Consider the following 18,106-nt stretch of genomic DNA (forward strand, 5'->3'; position numbering starts at 1 on the left):
GAAACGATGAGAAAAAAAATCTTGTTTTGTGCCACAGTCGATTATCATTTTAAGGCTTTTCATCTCCCGATTATGAGATGGTTTAAGGAGCAAGGATGGGAAGTGCATATAGCCGCAGCTGGTGATATTATCCTGCCTTATACGGATGAAAAAATTAACATTCCTATTCAACGTTCCCCTTTTAGAAAAGAAAATTATGCTGCGTATAAACAGCTGAGGAAAGTTATTGATAAAAATAATTATCAGATTGTTCACTGCCACACCCCAATGGGAGGAGTTCTTGGCAGATTAGCCGCACGAACAACCAGGAAAAAAGGGACTAAAGTACTTTATACCGCCCATGGCTTTCACTTTTGTAAAGGTGCACCCTTAAAAAACTGGATTTTATATTATCCTATTGAAAAATGGTTGGCACAATTGACGGATAGACTAATTACCATTAATACAGAAGATTTTAATCTTGCCTCTACTAAACTGCAAGCTAGCATTAATCATGTTCATGGTATTGGCATCGATACAGATAAATTCAAACCTATACCAAATCTCAAAAAAATAAACTTGCGAAAAGAATTAAACATAGAGCAGGATAGGTTCATTATGTTTTATGCTGCTGAATTTAATGGTAATAAAAACCAAAGATTAATCATAGAAGCGTTAGCAAATATAAAAGACTATCTGCCGAATGCAAAGCTTTTGCTCGCTGGAGAGGGGCCTTTGATGTCGTCCTGTAAAGACCTCGCCAAAAATTTGCATGTGGACCATATGATTGATTTTTTGGGATATCGAAGAGACATAGTCAATCTTCTAGGTATAAGCGATATTGCAGTGGCATCCAGCCTAAGGGAGGGATTGCCGGTAAACATTATGGAAGCTATGTCCAGCGGTCTTCCGATTATTGCAACACATAATCGGGGTCATAAAGAGCTAATATTCAATAACTCTAATGGATGGTTAGTAAACAACGATCCCAAAGAGTTTAGCGAGAAAATAGTAAATCTGGCAGCTAACAGGCACTTAATACCAGAACTTGGAGAAAAAGGAAGGCAGCTAATTATTGAAAAATACAGCTTACGTAAAGTACTTGAAGAGCAAAGCAAAATATATAGTGAAATTATAAAGAGTGAAAAGGAGCAGTTAACGTGGGCAGCACATTAAGGATATTACATGTGGTAGTCAACATGAATAGAGGCGGAGCGGAGACGTTATTGATGAATCTTTATCGGTCTATCGATCGTTCTCAAGTTCAATTTGACTTCTTAACATTTAAAGAGGGTGTGTTTGACCAAGAAATTAACTCCCTTGGTGGAAAAGTATATAGAATACCCTATGTCACCGAGACAGGCCATATAGGTTATTTAAAAAGTCTAAAAAGATTTTTTGCAAACCATAAGGAGTATAAGATCATCCACTCACACTTAGACAAGATGAGTGGTTTTGTTCTTAGAGCAGCAAAAAAAGCAGGAATACCAACACGGATCGCTCATAGCCATAATACTGAGAGTGAAGGGAATATAGCTATACGAACTTATAAATCTTTGGCAGGAAGAAATATAATTCCATATGCAACTGATTTGTTTGCGTGTTCTGATCTTGCCTCCCAATGGTTATTTAAATCTCAAAAAGGGACGGCTAAAATCCTAAAGAATGGAATTAATCCAAGTGATTTTATTTTCTCAGAGAAAAAGCGCAAAACAGTACGAGAGGAATTAATGATAGATGCACAAAGCTTTGTATGGGGGCATATCGGAAGATTGGCAAATCAAAAGAACCATGCCTTCTTAATTAAATTATTCAGCGAGTACTCAGAAATGAATAAACATGCTGTTTTATTGCTTGCTGGTGATGGCCCTTTACGCGAAGAACTCGAGAAAAAAGTAAAAGAAATGAATTTGGAACACAAAGTCAGGTTTTTAGGGATTAGGAGCGATATTAATCAATTATTACAGGCTTTTGATGTTTTTGTATTCCCCTCATTACATGAAGGCCTGCCGGTTACGTTAATAGAAGCTCAAGGATCTGGACTACCATGTGTGATTTCTGACACGATTACTCAAGAAGTTGATTTAGGAGCCAATTTAGTTACCTTTAGGTCACTTCATGATGTGAGCAGCTGGTTAGGCAAGATAAGTGAAATAGATTCGGCACCTAGACACAGATCTAACACGTATACGAGATTAGTTGATAGTGGATACGATATTAATAAGACAGCTTTGGAATTGCAGGATTACTACCTTGCTTGTGGAGGTGATACCAGTGAAACTTCTTACAATCTTTACTCCAACATTTAATAGAGCATACTGCTTGCATAAATGTTATGAAAGTTTGCTTAGGCAAACTGATCGAAATTTTATTTGGCTGATTATAGATGACGGTTCTACAGATGGAACAAAAGAATTAGTGAAAAAGTGGATAAGAGAGGAAAATCTCGAAATTCATTATATTTGGCAAGAAAACCAAGGAATGCATGGGGCACATAATACAGCATATAACAACATATTAACTGAGTTGAATATTTGTATAGATTCTGACGATTATATGCCAGACGATGCGGTAGAGGCTATCATATCTTTTTGGAAGAAACATGGCAGTGAAAGGGTGAGTGGATTTGTAGGCCTGGATGCTTACAATAATGGTCAAATAGTGGGTTCAACATTACCGGAGAATCTAATTAGTTCTACCCTATTTGACTTATACAACAAGCATGGGGTTAAAGGAGATAAAAAAATAGTTTATCGTACAGAACTAACAAAGCATTTTCCTTATCCGATTTTCAAAGGGGAAAATTATGTAGGACTTGCTTATAAGTATTACAAGCTAGACCAGGATTATGAATTGCTGCTTTTAAATAAGGTGTTATGTTGTGTTGAATATCTTCCTGACGGTTCATCGCATAATATGCTAAGACAGTATAAAAGAAATCCTAAAGGCTTTTCATTTTACCGCCGTGAGCTTATGAAATTACCATCTGCTGGCCATATTTTTAAATATCGACAGGCCGTCCACTATGTTTCTAGCAGTTTATTCGATAAGAATATCTGGTTTCTAAAGGAATCTCCGAATAAGTTTTTTACTTTAGTCGCGATTCCTCTTGGTATTACTCTACATTTTTATATAAAAGCTAAGACCGTATTTAGTTAGTAAAGGAGGATTGGAGAGAAATGAAATGACTATTCTTTGGTTAAATCTAGCTCTGGTTTTTATGATTTCATTCTTTTCTAGGTATTTTTCGGTGCCTGTTATGGTACCAGTAAATTATATTAGTATTAAACCTAACAAGATATTAATATTCGGTACCTTAATATCATTAGTTGCTGTCTCAGGTCTGAGAAATAATATAGGTGATACCTTTTTTTATATGCATGCATATAGTATGCAGAATTTCACCTGGGACTTTATTACATCGCAAAAAGATATTGGTTTTGGAATATTACAAATGATTTTAAAGAGGTATACTACCGATCCACAATTACTTGTTTTTATTACCGCGCTTATTACTAATGTGTTAATAGTAACAACATTATATAAACATTCAAGACTGCTTGAGCTAAGTTTATATGTTTATATAACTGGCGGTTTGTTTCTCGTTTCGATGAATGGAATGCGGCAGATGCTTGCGGCATCCATTATTTTTTCTGCAACTTATTTTTTGTTTAAAAGAAAATGGTTTTATTACATAGTAATCGTTTCATTTGCATCTACATTCCATGAGAGTGCCTTACTACTTATTCCAATATATTTTATGGTCGGTTTTAAAGCATGGTCAAAATCAACGATGCTTCTATTGGCATTCGCAATTATCATTGCACTAGGTTATAACCAGTTTTCTAACATTCTCTTTTCTGCAATAAAGGATACTCAATATGGAGAATATCAAAACTTTTCAGAAGGAGGCGCTAATATTATTCGGGTAGCTGTAGAAGCTGTCCCATTATTAATTGCCTTCCTGGGAAGAGAAAAACTAAGAAAAATAAATTCTTATAGCGATTATATAGTGAATATGGCTCTCATTGGTTTTGTTTTTATGATAATTTCTACTCAAAATTGGATATTTGCAAGGTTTGCTATATACTTTAGTCTTTATCAGCTTCTGCTAATATCATGGATAATAAAAATTTTTAATAAGAAAGATCAAAAGTTTGTATATTTATCTTTATTAATCTGTTATTTTGCCTATTATTATTACGAAAATGTTGTAAGTCTAAATATTATATACAAAAGCAATTTCTTAACCTTTTGATAATTGTTTAGGAAGGAATTTAGATAGTATGAACCTGCTAGAGAATTTTTCAGAAAGACAATTTAAGCAGATTCTTATAAATGCTTATAAAAAAGAATTAGAATCCGGCAATATTAAATTAGCCGAGTTTATTGAAGATATAAAGCAGCAAATTTTAAACATACAAGATAAATAAGGTTTTTAAGTTATAGGAGGATACTATGAAGAGGGTTTTTGATCTTCTTTTTTCAGCTCTTCTGTTATTAATTTTACTTCCTTTCATATTTCTTATAGCGTGTGTGGTAAAGATAGGTTTAGGATCCCCAGTTGTTTATAAACAACAACGTCCTGGATTAAATGGGAAACCATTTTATTTATTTAAATATAGGACAATGAACAATAAATGCAATGCCAATGGTGAATTGCTGCCTGATCATCAAAGATTAACAGCATTAGGGAAGTTTTTAAGGAAGTATAGTTTAGATGAGTTATTACAGTTAATAAATGTTCTAAAGGGAGATATAAGTTTAGTAGGTCCACGTCCGTTATTAATGGAATATTTACCACTTTACACTACAGAACAGTTTAAACGACATAATGTAAGACCAGGAATAACAGGGTGGGCTCAAATAAATGGAAGAAATGCAATCTCATGGGAAGAAAAGTTTCTTTTAGATTTATGGTATGTTGAAAATTATTCATTTCTATTAGATATGAAGATTCTTAAAACCACTTTTATAAAAGTAATTAAAACTGAGGGTATTCAGCAAAAGGACGATGTGCCAATGGAGAAATTTAAAGGTTCTTCATCTCATATGAAAGAAGGCCGCAGATGAAGGTTGTTATTATAGGAAATGGGGGACATAGTAAAGTTATTAGTGATGTTATTAGAAGTAGTGAAAATATAAACCTCATTGGATATCTTGATGACAAATATAGAAAACTAGAAAAAAAATCTTCGTACCTTTTCGGACCAATTAGTGAGGCTGTAAATATTTTAGAAATGGATAAGGAATGCAAGTTTATAATCGGTATTGGTGAAAATAAAACAAGACAACTGATTTTTGAGAAATTGAAATTGGAACTTAACTTTTATGCCACGCTAATTCATCCATCAGCAATAATCAGCACATCGGCAACTATAGGATCAGGTACGGTTATTCTGCCTGGAGCAATTGTTAATGCAGAGGCTATAGTAGGCAATCACTCTATTATTAACACAGGTTCAATCATAGAACATGATTGTATCATTAAGGATTATGTCCACGTTTCTCCTAATGCTACGCTGACGGGTGGTGTATGTTTGAGAGAAGGAGTTCTGATAGGGGCTTCTGCTACAATTCTTCCAGAACTTGAGATTGGAAAATGGACAAAAATTGGGGCTGGTGCAGCTGTTATAAAAAGTTTACCTGCTAATTGTACAGCGGTGGGAGTTCCCGCAAGAATAATATAAATAAAAACATGAGGGTGAATATATTGAAAGAGGCAGTAATGACGAAAAATAGAATTTTTCTTTCCCCTCCGCATATGAGTGGCAAAGAAAAAGAATATATTGATGAAGCCTTTAGGTCAAATTGGGTTGCTCCCTTAGGACCTAATGTAGATGCTTTTGAAAGAGAAATATCAGAATATGTGGGAGCCAGTGATGCTGTAGCAGTAAGTTCGGGAACTGCGGCAATTCATCTGGCTCTTTCTTTATTAGAAATAGGACCTGGAGACAAGGTTTTTTGTTCGAGCTTAACTTTTATAGCAAGTGCTAATCCTATTTTATATTTAGGTGCAGAACCCATATTTATTGATTCTGAACCCGAAACGTGGAATATGTCACCTATTGCCTTAGAAAATGCCCTTTTAGAAAGGGCCATTAATGATGATTTGCCAAAAGCCGTTATTGTCGTAAATCTATATGGACAAAGTGCAAAGATGAATGAAATTTTATCAATCTGCAACAGGTTTGATGTTCCAATAATTGAAGATGCAGCTGAGTCACTGGGTTCCTTATATAAGGGGAAATGCAGCGGTACGTTTGGAAAGTTTGGCATCTTCTCTTTCAACGGAAATAAAATCATTACAACCTCTGGCGGCGGTATGCTCGTTTCGGATGATACAGAAGCACTAAAAAAGGCGCGGTTCCTTGCCACTCAGGCTAGAGACCCTGCCCTTCACTATCAGCACAGCACCATAGGGTTTAATTATCGGATGAGCAATATACTCGCGGGGATTGGGAGAGCTCAGCTAGAGGTGTTAGACAACAGGGTGGATAGGCGAAGAGAGATCTACTTACGTTATTTTGAGGAACTGGCTTCTATACCTGGAATTAACTTTATGCCTGAAATGGAAGGGACCATATCCAATAGATGGCTGACAGCGTTAACGATCGATAAAAATGAAGCTGGTATTTCCTCCTTAGATGTTATAACAGCCCTTGCTGAGGAAAACATTGAGGCCAGGCCGGTTTGGAAACCGTTGCATTTACAGCCAGTTTTCAATGGATATATGTTCTATTCACACAAAAAGGAAGAGTCAATCGCCGAACAAATTTATAATAGCGGTATTTGCCTTCCATCGGGGTCAAGTATGACTGAGTCGGATATTATGAGAGTCGTAAACCGCGTAAAGGGTGTGGCAAATGTAACAGTGTGAGAGTTAACAAATTTGGATTAACGGGGTAATTAAATGATCGGAAAAACCATTTATCATTTGAGGAAAAAACGGAATCTTTCAATTTCGGAATTAGCTGAGAGAGCCGGCGTTTCGAAGTCATATATAAGCAATATCGAAAGAAACATTAACCAAAATCCCTCCATTCAGATTATTAATAAAATTGCAGCTGTACTTGACACGGATGCTACGTCTCTCCTTACAAAAGAATTTGAAAATGAACAAGAACCGCTGATTGACATAGAGTGGATTCAGTTTATTAATGATCTGAAAGAATCAGGGATAGAAAAAGAGGATATTCATCAATTTAAAACACTAATTGAATTTATTAAATGGCAGTCTGAAGTGCAAATGAAAAAATGAGGAGAAATTGGACGTGGATAAAATACCAAAGATTATACACTATTGCTGGTTTGGCGGGAAGGAGAAACCACCTTTAATTAAACGGTGTATAAGCAGCTGGGAACAAATATTGTCTGATTATGAAATAAAAGAGTGGAACGAAAATAGCTTTGATTTAAACAGCAATGATTATGTAAGAGATGCTTATAAAGCTGGAAAGTTTGCATTTGTGAGTGATTTTGTAAGAGTGTTCGCGCTTTATAACTATGGAGGTATCTACCTTGATACGGATGTGGAAGTTTTTAAGAGCTTTAACGAATTTCTCCACTATGACTCTTTTTGGGGGTTTGAACAGGAGAATTACGTAGCAACAAGTACTATAGGAGCGGCTAAAGCAAATCAAATTATTGAAAAGTTCCTAAATTCTTATAATGAAAGGGATTTTATTAAGGAAGACGGGACATTGGATACTTTTACCAATGTGGCTTTGATTACCAAAATCTTAAAAGAATTAGGAGTAAAGCCAAACGGAGAAAAACAGGATCTGCCCGGTATGGGAATATTCTTTCCACAGACGTATTTCTCTCCCTACGATTATATCAATTGCAGAAAAATCATTTCTGATAATACTTATGCTATGCATCATTTCTATAAAAGCTGGCTTCCTTTTTCATCCAGGGTCAAGGGTTTAATAAAAAACGTACTTGCAGCCATTATTGGTGGAGAAAATATCGCAAGATTAAGAAAAGTTTATAAATAAGAACTGGGTGAAAAGCAATGAATGTTATGAAGAAGATAGTAAGTGTGCTGATAGCTGACTGCAGAAACAGGGGGATATGGATCACATTTTTAATGAGTTTTTCATATCTGATAGCTGTATGCAGAGGGTTCATTTTTAAAATAATTTATCTCCGAAACATTAGGGGTTCAATTTTCTTTCTACAATCAAAAAGCCGAATAGAAGTTTTTAATAAAAGGGCAAGGCTGAATATCGGAAGCTTCGTATTTATTAGAAAGAATGCCAGTATAAGAGTTGATTACAATGGTCAATTAAATATTGAAGAAAAAGTATTCATTAATGATAACTGCAATATTAACTGTATAAATAAGATATCCATTGGAAGTAATACAAAGATTGCTCCCAATGTCTGTATCAATGACCATGATCACAATTACAAGACCAACCATGATCTACATCTTTTAACAGGAGAAGTGAAAATCGGCCAAAATGTATGGATAGGTTCAAATGTAGTGATTTTAAGAGATACGGTAATAGGCGATAACGCTGTAATTGCTGCAGGAAGTATTGTTAAAGGAGAAGTTCCAGCGAATTCGCTCTTCTTTAATAAAAGAGAGAATAGTTATATTCATTCCTATTACAAGGAAGCGGCAACTACATGAACCTCTAAGGCCTATTGAAAGGAATTATGCATGAAAAAAAGCATTTTAATAGCTGTTTATGATATGGAGATCGGCGGTATTGAAAGAAGCTTGATAAATATGCTCGAAAGTTTTAACTATGATAATTATGAAGTTGACTTACTTATTTTTAATCATACAGGGGATTTCTTAAAGCTTATACCCGGTCAAGTTAACATTCTTCCTCAAGTCGCTCAATATTCTATTTTTAGAAAATCTATTTATCAATGTGTTCAGGAAGGTCACGTTTCTCTTGCCCTAGTTAGAGTGCTGAGTAAATTTATGGGCAACTTTAAGGCGACCTTCAGAAGATTAGAAGAGGATTCGGGCTATATGCAGATGCAGCTTGCCTTAAAATATGCATCTGCATTTTTACCTCGCGTCAAAAAAGAGTACGACGTAGTTATCAGTTATGCCTGGCCACACGATATATTGGCTAAAAAGGTGAAAGCCCATAAGAAAATAGCATGGATTCATACAGATTACAGTAAATTAGAAATTGATAATAAGATTGATTATAGGATTTGGGACAGGTTCGATTATATTGCTTCAGTTTCTCAAGAATGCACCAATTCTTTTCTGAAAATGTATCCAGATCTAAAAAAGAGGATAGTGTTGATTGAAAATATTACATCTCCTGAATTTATAAAGAAAAGGGCTTTTGATACAGTGGTTTTTAGCAATCCAGAAAATTCCTTCCGGATCCTTTCTGTAGGGCGTCTTTCATATGTCAAAGGGTTTGACCTTGCGGTTAAATCTCTAAAAATTCTTTATGATAGAGGCTTTACAAATATTAAATGGTACGTCATAGGATATGGTGGATATGAAAACGAATTAGAGGAATTGATATCACAGCATAATATGCAAAATAGCTTCATCTTATTAGGAAAAAAGACAAATCCTTATCCTTATATGAAATTATGTGATATATATGTGCAGCCTTCTAGATACGAAGGGAAGGCTGTAACCGTAACAGAGGCAAAAATCTTAGGCAAGCCGGTTCTGATTACAAACTATCCTACAGCTAAAAGTCAGATTAACGATGGCGTCGATGGATTTATCTGTAAACTAAGCCCTGAAGATCTAGCAAATAGTATTGAGTCACTCTATCTAGATGAAGATAAAAGGAAATCAGTTGTAAGTAATATAAAGCAAGTTGACTATAGTAATTCCGAAGAATTAGAGAAACTGTACGCTATTATAAAATAATGCCGAAAAGAAAGAAGGGAGGGGTATTAAATAGGAAATAAAGTTAGTGTAATTATCCCTGTATATAACGCAGAGCAATATTTACCTGCTTGTATTGAATCTCTTATTAACCAAAGCCTCAATGAGTGTGAGTTTATTTTCGTTAATGACGGATCAATAGATGATAGTGAAAAAGTAATTAATGAATATAGACAAAAAGACAGCAGAATTCTGCTAATAAACCAGGAGAATCAGGGAGTTAGTGCGGCAAGAAACCATGGATTGGAGCTGGCAGGTGGTGAGTATGTTGGATTCGTTGATGCTGATGATTATGTAGAAGAGAGTATGTATGAAATTCTACATAATGCTGCCCAAAAAGATAATTGTGACATTGTGTTATCTAATCTCAAGGGAAGAGTGGACGGTCGTTCTCATGTGACCAAATATAAATTTCCAGCAGGTATCACTCTGGATAGAAGCTTTATAAAAAGAGAAGTTCTTCCCTACTTAATTAAGGAGGATAACTTAAATAGTGTATGCAATAAGCTTTTTAAAAGAGATTTAATTCAAGAGTTTGAGATTAGATTCCCTGTTGGAGTTCCTCTTGGTGAGGATGGAATATTTAACCTTATGTTCTTTAATAAGGCCGGTAAGATGAAATATATTGATAGTGCGGGCTATTTCTATAGAGAAGTGACCGGCAGTGCGACTCGTGATTTAAACGGAAAAGACTATTTTTACAGAGCGCTAGAAGTCTATAGGATGGACCTTAAAGAGTTGAGTGACATCGAAATTCAGCCAGAGTTAATCCAACAATTTAAGCAAAGAAAGCTGATAAAAAATGTATTGTCTTTTATACATCTATATTTAGAGCCATCTAATAAAATTAGCTTATTTAAAAGTTACAGATATATAAAGAATATGCTCAGCTCCCGAGAAGTTCAGAAGGCCCTTCCTATGTATTGTGAGGTAAGTCATTCTTCTTTGGGCCGTTATGAAAGATTTGTTCTCAACATGATGATAAAGAAATCATTTATTGGATTATACTGGGCAGCTGCGTACAGTAGATTTAGAAATAAATAGTGTGGGGGAAAATGATAACAATGAAAATTATGATGTTTGCTCACGGTGGTAGTTTAAATCGCGGATGTGAAGCTATTGTTCGGTCATCCACAAATATTTTAAAAGAGAACATGAGGGATGTGAAGGTCTATCTTGCCTCTGATAAACCTGATACAGACCGAATTATTAACAAGTTGGATGGCATTTACGACGGGTCAAACAGTACGATAAAAAAATACTCAATACCATGGTTTATTTCTTCGTTCAAAGTGAAGCTTTTTAAAGATGAATCTTATGCACTCGGCCTTATCCATAAAAATATAATCCAGCATATTAAGGATATGGATATCTGTTTTTCAATTGGGGGAGATAATTATTGCTACGGTGAACAGCCGGCATGGTATGAGGTCGATAGGAGAGTAAAGGCTCAGGGAAAGAAGCTGGTTTTGTGGGGCTGTTCAATCGGTGAAGAAGATATGTCGGAAACCAAGATGGAGGATCTAAAATTATTCGATTTAATCCTGGCCCGTGAAACTTTAACATTTGAAATGCTAAGAAACAGGGGGCTAAATAATGTAAGGTTATGTGCTGATCCTGCGTTTACTATGGAAAAGGAGGAGCTGGGACTGCCTTCCGGCTGGAAGGAGGGAAACACACTCGGGCTGAATTTTAGTCCATTAGTATGGAAGAGAAACAAAGAGTCGCATACAGCTATTAATAGTTTAATTGAACATATCCTTGAAACTACAGATATGACAATAGCCTTAACACCCCACGTACTTCAAAGTGGAAATAATGATTACGAAGTACTGAAGGATTTTTATGAGAAATATAGCAATACCGGGAGAGTTATCCTTCTGCCCAATAACCTTAATGCCATTCAATATAAAGGATATATCTCAAGAATGAGGTTTTTTATAGGGGCCCGTACCCATGCTACCATTGCAGCTTATTCATCTTTAGTCCCAACAATGGTATTAGGATACAGTGTTAAATCTAAAGGAATAGCAAGAGACATTTTTGGGGAAGAGAAGCTTGTATTAGGGATTAATGACATATCGGATAGCGATAAGTTAATCCAGTCTTTTAACAAGATGTATGTAGAAGAAGGGCAGTTAAAGGAAAGATTAAGAGTATCAATACCGAAAATTAAGGCTATGTCTTACCGGGCAGTAGACTATGTTAGAGAGTTAGTACATTAAGTTGAGGGATGTTATGAAGAAAAATTTATTATTTGTAATACCCGGACTTTCAGCCGGCGGAGGAGAAAAGAGTCTTGTAAGCTTACTTAACCAGCTAGACTTTAATTTATATAATGTTGACCTGTTTCTATTAAATCATGACGGCATTTTTATGGACTTAATACCACGTGAAGTAAATATTCTTCCTTTACCAAAAGACTATAAAATATTCAGCATGCCTTTTCATAAGTCTATCTTTAAATTTCTGATACATGGGAGAATACTATTATCGTATTATCGCACTCTTTTCAGTGTAAATAATAAAAAAACAAAAAATGAATCACTTAAAGAACAGGACAACTGGAAGTACTTATCTAAAGCACTTAGTTGTCTGGATAAGAATTATGATGTAGCGGTTGGGTTTTTGGAAAAGACTTCAACTTACTTTTGTGTAGAAAAGGTTAAGGCAGACAAAAAAATAGGGTGGGTACATATTGATTACAACAAGTTAGGAATGGATCCAAATTATGATATTAGGTATTTTAATAAATTAAATCATATAGTAACTGTTTCAGAAGAGTGTGCCAATATATTAAGAGAAAAGTTCCCTACTGAACAAAATAAGGTAAGGGTCATTCACAATATCGTTTCACCTGCAGCTATCAAGATGATGGCTGATGAGAACAGTTCGAATGTGTTCAATAAAAAGTCCAATGAAATTATTATCCTTTCTATTGGAAGGCTCCATTATCAAAAAGGATTTGAACTGGCAATCGGTGCTTGTAAAAACCTAGTTGAATTGGGATACAAGATAAAATGGCATGTTATTGGAGAAGGAGAAGAGCGTACCAAGTTAACTGGCCTTATAAATAAATATAACTTACAGGATCACTTTATCCTTCTTGGAGTGAAACCAAATCCGTATCCTTATATTAAACAAGCTGATATTTTTGTAATGACTTCTAGATTTGAGGGAAAATCCATTGCAATCGATGAAGCCAAAATATTAAACAAACCAATAGTTGTAACTAATTATCCAACAGCCCGTGATCAGTTACAAACTGGTATCGATGGTCTAATTGTAGATATGGATCCGAAAGATATTTCCAAAGGAATTGAAAAATTGATCAAAGAAAAGAGTTATCGCGAGCAGATCATTTCCGCATTAGCCACCCAGCATTTAGGGACAGAGGATGAGATCAAAAAGTTTTACCAAATTATATAGTAGGTGACGGTTATTGAAGAAAAAAGTATTATTTGTCATGAATAAGCTTGTATGCGGTGGTGCAGAAAAGTCCCTTATTTCTTTGCTGGAAAGAATAGATTATTCCAGGTATGATGTGGATCTCTTTCTTTTCAAGCATGAAGGTATCTTTTTGAACAAACTGCCAAAAGAAGTAAATCTCCTGTCGGAGCCTAAATATTATAAATACTTTGATATGCCGATTAATATGTCAATTTTACAGCTGTGTAGACAAAAAAAACTTCACTATGCTATTTTCCGAGTGATATTAGGTTGTTTGGCAAAACTTGAAAAAAATAGTGCGTTGATTGAACAAAAGTTTTGGAGATTTATGTCTAAGGCTCTTGAAAATCTCCCAAATGAATATGATGCAGCTATAGGGTATTTAGAAAAGAACCCTATTTATTTTTGTGTAGATAAGGTTAATGCGAAAAAGAAATTTGGATGGATTCATACTGATTATAACAAACTTGAAGTTAATCCGGATATGGATCATTTTTATATCAAAAAGCTAAATAAGCTCATAACTGTATCAGATGATCTTGTTAACATTCTTAAAAATAAATTCCCGAATAGTCAGGGTAAGATTATGTGTATGCATAATATAGTTTCTCCCGATATCATTAGAAGCTTATCGCGAGAAAATGTTGATATCGATCACAACGACAGTCAGAGCAAAATCATGGTTTCTGTAGGAAGATTAGCAAAAGAAAAGGGCTTGGACATTGCACTTGATGCCGTTTATCATCTAATTGTTAACAAAGGGTATGACTTGAAATGGTTAGTAATAGGTGAGGGAGATATGAGAACGACATTAGAATCTAAAATTAAAGAATTCAATCTCCACGAAAGAGTGAAACTTCTTGGATTAAAGGAAAATCCGTATCCATATATTAAACGGGCTGATATTTTCTTACAAACCTCCAGGTATGAAGGTAAGTCAATTTCAATTGATGAAGCAAAAATATTAGGTAAACCTATAGTTATTACTAATTTCGAGACAGCCGAAAATCATATAAATGACGGTGAAACAGGTTTAATCGCAGAAATGACAGCTCATTCTGTTGCTGATAAAATTGAACTCCTGCTAACTGATGATATATTACGGACTTCACTAATTAACAATTTAAATAATCAAGACTTTGGAACGGAGATTGAAGTAAACAAGCTGTATGAATTAATAGAAGGAGAGGGAACGCAAGCATGTTGAACCGCTTGAAGAGCACTTTGTTAAGAAGAATGGGGAAAATTAGTAATGAAGAGTTGACAGTTAATGCCTGTATTTCTAGAGGAATGAAAGTAGGAAAAGGATGTCATGGACTTGCAGCGTGCACCATTGATTATGCCCATTGCTGGCTTATTGAAATAGGTAAACATGTAACCTTTGCCCCGCAGGTCTACCTTCTTGCTCATGATGCAAGCACCAAACGGTATTTAAATTTTACCAAGATTGCTAAAGTTAAAATTCATGACCATGCTTTTATTGGAGCGAGAGCCCTTATCATGCCGGGGGTTTCAATTGGAGAAGGATCCATTATTGCGGCAGGCAGCGTAGTAACTAAATCAGTTCCAGCAGGATTTGTGGCCGGTGGTAATCCAGCTAAGATCTTATGTACTACGACGGATTATATTTCTAAGCATAGGAACAAGATGCAAAATTCACATATTTATGATGGTTCATGGACCATAGGCAATGATATTTCAATAGAAATGTGCAAAACCATGTCAAATGAGCTAGAGAGTTCACAAGGATATGTAAAGTAGCTTTTTAAATAGATAAAGAAAGGATTTATGATGATTATACAAACATTTTTATATATTATTCTTTTAATTGTTGGACTGATAATTCTTATAGATATTCTTCCAATGATAGCCGAATGGTTTTTAAGAATTCACATAGGTAGTTATCAAAATAAACAGACATGGAAAGCGGCAGTAACAAATAGGGCTCAGAGATGGTTGTTAAATACTCCTGAAATAAAGGTAACCGACAATAGAAGATTAGTAATTATAGATATATTAAAGAGAAACTATACGAATAGGGCCATCCAGCATTGGCAGGAGGCTGCTCTGTTACTTGGGTTATCTAATGAAAACTTAGAAGATAATATTAAAGCAAAGTCAGCAATTCATAAATATTTAGGAAACCTATTTGATGCAAACGGAAATTGGAGGTCATATCCAAAACATGTGGATGCTGGTATTTTAGCGTATGCGATAATGAAGCTTAATTTAAATGATGCCGATAAATATAAACCAGCTCTAGATTGTGTTTGGAATCTTGTTAAAGATCACATTGGTTCAGATGGCACCGTACAATATAGAAAAAATATGGGTTCATATCGTTATGTGGACACAATAGGTTTTATTTGTCCTTTCTTAATTTCCTATGGGATTAAATATAACCTTGATGAATGTATTAATCTCGCTATTAAACAAATAGCTGAATATGAGAAATACGGTTTCCATACAGACCTAAATATTCCTTTTCATGCCTATAAAATTGAAAATAAAGCTCCCCTTGGTCTTTTAGGGTGGGGAAGAGGGCTGGGATGGTACGCTATCGGTCTGGTTGATGCATGGGGGGAGCTACCTGAAGATAACAAATATAAAAGTTTGTTAAGAGAATACGTTGTTAAATTCGCGAAATCAGTCATGAATGCTCAACAAAAAAATGGAAGCTGGAATTGGACTGTTTCAAGACACGAGTGTCGGCCGGATTCTTCAGCAACTGCCAACTTATGCTGGTTTCTGCTTAACTCTGCTTCAATAATAGAAATTTCGAATGACTGTATTGACAGTGTAGAAAAAGCAATTAATTATTTAATGTCAATAACCCGAAGAAATGGTGCAATTGATTATTCTCAAGGTGATACAAAGGACATCGGGGTATATTCAGGTCAATTTAATATTATGCCATTTACTCAGGGCTTCAGTGTGAGAGTTATAAATCAATATTTATCAGAGTTCAAGGAAATTAAAAACGAAGAATTCAGGAATAAAAAAATGAAAATTGTATAAACGGTATTAGGAAGACAAGAAAACATTATAACTGAGGCTACTGTATGGGATCGAATGGCCTATGACGGATATAAAATCAGATGCTGCTCATTTCAGCTATTCTATCAGTTAAATCTAAAAAGTTCATTCATGGTTAGAGGCACATCTGTTAAAAGGGTGGGGCTTTTTTTATTACTTAAATTGGAGAAAACTATGAGAATAAAACACTCAATTATTAATATCTCTGCAGGTCTAATCAATCAGCTTATTATCACATCTCTTAGCTTTGTATCAAGAACCGTATTTATTAATACTCTAGGAATTGAATATTTAGGTATCAATGGATTATTCACCAATATATTGGCTATGCTGTCGCTCGCTGAGGCAGGGATAGGAGCAAGCATTATGTACAGCCTGTATAAGCCGATAGCAGAGAATGATCAGGAAAAAATAACAGTACTAATGAAGTTTTATAAAAATGCATACCTTGTGATTGCCTTGATAGTCCTGCTTCTAGGTCTAATATTAATGCCTTTTTTGGGTTATTTCACTAATAATTCTGAGGTCTCTAATGTCCATCTTATTTACTTGATATTTCTGATTAACACAGTTGCTCCGTATTTGTTTGTATACAAAAATTCATTTTTGAATGTTAGTCAAAAAGGCTACATTGTTACAGGAATTTATTCCGTTTCTTCGGTAATTTCCGTTTGTTTAAAAATTGCAATCCTGCACTATACTAAAAATTACATTTTATATCTTCTTATTGACTGCCTTATTACTCTAATTAATTCATTAATTTTGGTCCTAATTGTTAATAGAAAATATCCATTCCTAAAAAAGAAGCCTGCCGCTAGCATTGACCAGGAAACAAAGACAAAGATTGTTACAAATATAAAAGCCATTATATTGCAGAATATTGGTAGTTATCTAGTATTTGGGACAGATAATATTATAATATCTTCATTTGTAAGTGTCGCTGCTGTAGGATTGTATTCAAATTACAATATGATAATTGAAATATGCAGAACTTTTATTAATCAAGTATTCAACAATATATACCATAGCGTTGGAAATTTAGTTGCGCAGGAGAGTAAAGAAAAAATAATAAAAATTTACAATGTATATAATTTTCTCAATTTCTGGCTTTATTCATTCTTCTCCATTTTTTTACTTGTCATGATCGAACCATTGATTACAGTATGGATTGGCCCTAAGTTTCTCATGAGTAAAGCGATATTAGTTGTGCTGATATTAACTTTTTATGAAAGAGGAATGAGAAACGCCATAACTACCGTAAAAACAACTTCAGGCATCTTCCGGGAAGATAAATATGCACCTTTATGCCAGGCAGCAGTAAATTTAGCCGTATCTATTATATTAGTGGAGTCTATCGGGATAGTTGGGGTATTTTTGGGAACGCTTGTTAGTGCTTTGGCAGTTCCTTTTTGGACTACGCCATATTTTGTTTATAAAAAAGTGTTTAAGCTACCTATGAAACAATATTTATTAAGATACCTATTCTACCTAATAATCGGAGTAGGTACCTGTTATATTACATTGATCTTATGTAATATCTTTCACAATGGAGGCCTTTCCCATTTAGCTTTGAAATTCATTGTGTGCGTAATAATACCCAATCTGATATATACTGTTTTATTTTACAGAACTAATGAATTTCAGTATTTATTTACAGTAGCTAAAAGCCTTGTTAATAAGCTTTTTTATCGATATAGACCAAGTAAGATATTTCATTATTAATATAGGTCTTAAATAAATGTTGAAGGAGTATTG

The 18,106-nt window shown here is 34.7% G+C and carries 19 protein-coding genes; all 19 read left to right on the top strand.

Going from position 1 to position 18,106, the window contains the following annotated elements; translation table 11 throughout:
- Positions 1 to 6 precede the first annotated feature (6 nt).
- Positions 7 to 1,155: a glycosyltransferase family 4 protein gene (locus H539_RS0116145; protein ID WP_026694371.1), complete on the top strand. Its 1,149-nt coding sequence runs from the start codon at positions 7 to 9 to the stop codon at positions 1,153 to 1,155.
- Positions 1,140 to 2,288, top strand: coding sequence for a glycosyltransferase family 1 protein (locus tag H539_RS28815; RefSeq protein ID WP_051348638.1), 1,149 nt, complete (start codon positions 1,140 to 1,142; stop codon positions 2,286 to 2,288). Before H539_RS0116145 ends, H539_RS28815 begins: the two co-directional genes overlap by 16 nt.
- Positions 2,254 to 3,138, top strand: a complete 885-nt coding sequence (locus H539_RS0116155) for a glycosyltransferase family 2 protein (protein ID WP_026694372.1) — start codon at positions 2,254 to 2,256, stop codon at positions 3,136 to 3,138. Before H539_RS28815 ends, H539_RS0116155 begins: the two co-directional genes overlap by 35 nt.
- A 25-nt stretch (positions 3,139 to 3,163) precedes the next feature.
- Positions 3,164 to 4,237 carry an EpsG family protein gene (locus tag H539_RS0116160; protein WP_026694373.1) on the top strand — a complete coding sequence of 358 codons (1,074 nt, stop codon included), beginning with the start codon at positions 3,164 to 3,166 and terminating at the stop codon, positions 4,235 to 4,237.
- Between the two features lie 28 nt (positions 4,238 to 4,265).
- The gene (locus tag H539_RS31630) at positions 4,266 to 4,412 is read left to right on the top strand and encodes a YwzD family small protein (RefSeq protein WP_155890096.1); all 147 of its coding nucleotides are present in this window, start codon (positions 4,266 to 4,268) and stop codon (positions 4,410 to 4,412) included.
- A gap of 25 nt (positions 4,413 to 4,437) precedes the next feature.
- Positions 4,438 to 5,052: a sugar transferase gene (locus H539_RS0116170; protein ID WP_026694374.1), complete on the top strand. Its 615-nt coding sequence runs from the start codon at positions 4,438 to 4,440 to the stop codon at positions 5,050 to 5,052.
- Positions 5,049 to 5,669 carry an acetyltransferase gene (locus H539_RS0116175; RefSeq protein WP_026694375.1) on the top strand — a complete coding sequence of 207 codons (621 nt, stop codon included), beginning with the start codon at positions 5,049 to 5,051 and terminating at the stop codon, positions 5,667 to 5,669. Before H539_RS0116170 ends, H539_RS0116175 begins: the two co-directional genes overlap by 4 nt.
- Before the next feature lie 38 nt (positions 5,670 to 5,707).
- Complete coding sequence (locus H539_RS0116180) at positions 5,708 to 6,859, top strand: aminotransferase class I/II-fold pyridoxal phosphate-dependent enzyme (RefSeq protein WP_026694376.1); 1,152 nt, start codon at positions 5,708 to 5,710, stop codon at positions 6,857 to 6,859.
- A 33-nt stretch (positions 6,860 to 6,892) separates the two neighbouring features.
- Positions 6,893 to 7,240 (top strand): helix-turn-helix domain-containing protein, encoded by a 348-nt coding sequence (locus H539_RS0116185; RefSeq protein ID WP_026694377.1) that lies wholly within the window; start codon positions 6,893 to 6,895, stop codon positions 7,238 to 7,240.
- 7 nt (positions 7,241 to 7,247) lie between these two features.
- A complete protein-coding gene (locus H539_RS0116190; protein WP_035322919.1) occupies positions 7,248 to 7,979 on the top strand; it encodes a glycosyltransferase family 32 protein in 732 nt (243 codons plus the stop codon).
- A 17-nt stretch (positions 7,980 to 7,996) separates the two neighbouring features.
- Positions 7,997 to 8,620: an acyltransferase gene (locus tag H539_RS28820; protein WP_245602206.1), complete on the top strand. Its 624-nt coding sequence runs from the start codon at positions 7,997 to 7,999 to the stop codon at positions 8,618 to 8,620.
- 30 nt (positions 8,621 to 8,650) lie between these two features.
- Positions 8,651 to 9,847 (top strand): glycosyltransferase, encoded by a 1,197-nt coding sequence (locus H539_RS0116200; protein WP_026694379.1) that lies wholly within the window; start codon positions 8,651 to 8,653, stop codon positions 9,845 to 9,847.
- A 54-nt stretch (positions 9,848 to 9,901) separates the two neighbouring features.
- Positions 9,902 to 10,909: a glycosyltransferase family 2 protein gene (locus H539_RS0116205; RefSeq protein ID WP_425414740.1), complete on the top strand. Its 1,008-nt coding sequence runs from the start codon at positions 9,902 to 9,904 to the stop codon at positions 10,907 to 10,909.
- A gap of 20 nt (positions 10,910 to 10,929) precedes the next feature.
- Positions 10,930 to 12,090, top strand: a complete 1,161-nt coding sequence (locus tag H539_RS0116210) for a polysaccharide pyruvyl transferase family protein (RefSeq protein ID WP_026694381.1) — start codon at positions 10,930 to 10,932, stop codon at positions 12,088 to 12,090.
- A 13-nt stretch (positions 12,091 to 12,103) separates the two neighbouring features.
- Positions 12,104 to 13,294, top strand: coding sequence for a glycosyltransferase (locus H539_RS0116215; protein ID WP_026694382.1), 1,191 nt, complete (start codon positions 12,104 to 12,106; stop codon positions 13,292 to 13,294).
- Positions 13,295 to 13,307: 13 nt separating this feature from the next.
- Positions 13,308 to 14,522, top strand: a complete 1,215-nt coding sequence (locus H539_RS0116220; RefSeq protein WP_026694383.1) for a glycosyltransferase — start codon at positions 13,308 to 13,310, stop codon at positions 14,520 to 14,522.
- Positions 14,516 to 15,076 carry an acyltransferase gene (locus tag H539_RS0116225; protein ID WP_026694384.1) on the top strand — a complete coding sequence of 187 codons (561 nt, stop codon included), beginning with the start codon at positions 14,516 to 14,518 and terminating at the stop codon, positions 15,074 to 15,076. Before H539_RS0116220 ends, H539_RS0116225 begins: the two co-directional genes overlap by 7 nt.
- Before the next feature lie 30 nt (positions 15,077 to 15,106).
- A complete protein-coding gene (locus H539_RS28825; RefSeq protein WP_051348639.1) occupies positions 15,107 to 16,333 on the top strand; it encodes a glycoside hydrolase family 88 protein in 1,227 nt (408 codons plus the stop codon).
- Between the two features lie 192 nt (positions 16,334 to 16,525).
- Complete coding sequence (locus H539_RS0116235; RefSeq protein WP_026694385.1) at positions 16,526 to 18,073, top strand: lipopolysaccharide biosynthesis protein; 1,548 nt, start codon at positions 16,526 to 16,528, stop codon at positions 18,071 to 18,073.
- Positions 18,074 to 18,106: the final 33 nt, after the last annotated feature.

Origin of the sequence: Peribacillus kribbensis DSM 17871, from assembly GCF_000430765.1 — a bacterium.
GTDB lineage: Bacteria > Bacillota > Bacilli > Bacillales > DSM-1321 > Paraperibacillus > Paraperibacillus kribbensis.

Bases quoted from the DNA above. Each gene is read 5' to 3' on its own strand.
- H539_RS28825 (WP_051348639.1), top strand. From the start codon at position 15,107: ATGATTATACAAACATTTTTATATATTATTCTTTTAATTGTTGGACTG.
- H539_RS0116180 (WP_026694376.1), top strand. From the start codon at position 5,708: ATGACGAAAAATAGAATTTTTCTTTCCCCTCCGCATATGAGTGGCAAA.
- H539_RS28820 (WP_245602206.1), top strand. From the start codon at position 7,997: ATGAATGTTATGAAGAAGATAGTAAGTGTGCTGATAGCTGACTGCAGA.
- H539_RS0116175 (WP_026694375.1), top strand. From the start codon at position 5,049: ATGAAGGTTGTTATTATAGGAAATGGGGGACATAGTAAAGTTATTAGT.
- H539_RS0116170 (WP_026694374.1), top strand. From the start codon at position 4,438: ATGAAGAGGGTTTTTGATCTTCTTTTTTCAGCTCTTCTGTTATTAATT.
- H539_RS0116225 (WP_026694384.1), top strand. From the start codon at position 14,516: ATGTTGAACCGCTTGAAGAGCACTTTGTTAAGAAGAATGGGGAAAATT.
- H539_RS0116185 (WP_026694377.1), top strand. From the start codon at position 6,893: ATGATCGGAAAAACCATTTATCATTTGAGGAAAAAACGGAATCTTTCA.
- H539_RS0116235 (WP_026694385.1), top strand. From the start codon at position 16,526: ATGAGAATAAAACACTCAATTATTAATATCTCTGCAGGTCTAATCAAT.
- H539_RS31630 (WP_155890096.1), top strand. From the start codon at position 4,266: ATGAACCTGCTAGAGAATTTTTCAGAAAGACAATTTAAGCAGATTCTT.
- H539_RS0116145 (WP_026694371.1), top strand. From the start codon at position 7: ATGAGAAAAAAAATCTTGTTTTGTGCCACAGTCGATTATCATTTTAAG.
- H539_RS0116210 (WP_026694381.1), top strand. From the start codon at position 10,930: ATGAAAATTATGATGTTTGCTCACGGTGGTAGTTTAAATCGCGGATGT.
- H539_RS0116215 (WP_026694382.1), top strand. From the start codon at position 12,104: ATGAAGAAAAATTTATTATTTGTAATACCCGGACTTTCAGCCGGCGGA.
- H539_RS0116200 (WP_026694379.1), top strand. From the start codon at position 8,651: ATGAAAAAAAGCATTTTAATAGCTGTTTATGATATGGAGATCGGCGGT.
- H539_RS0116160 (WP_026694373.1), top strand. From the start codon at position 3,164: ATGACTATTCTTTGGTTAAATCTAGCTCTGGTTTTTATGATTTCATTC.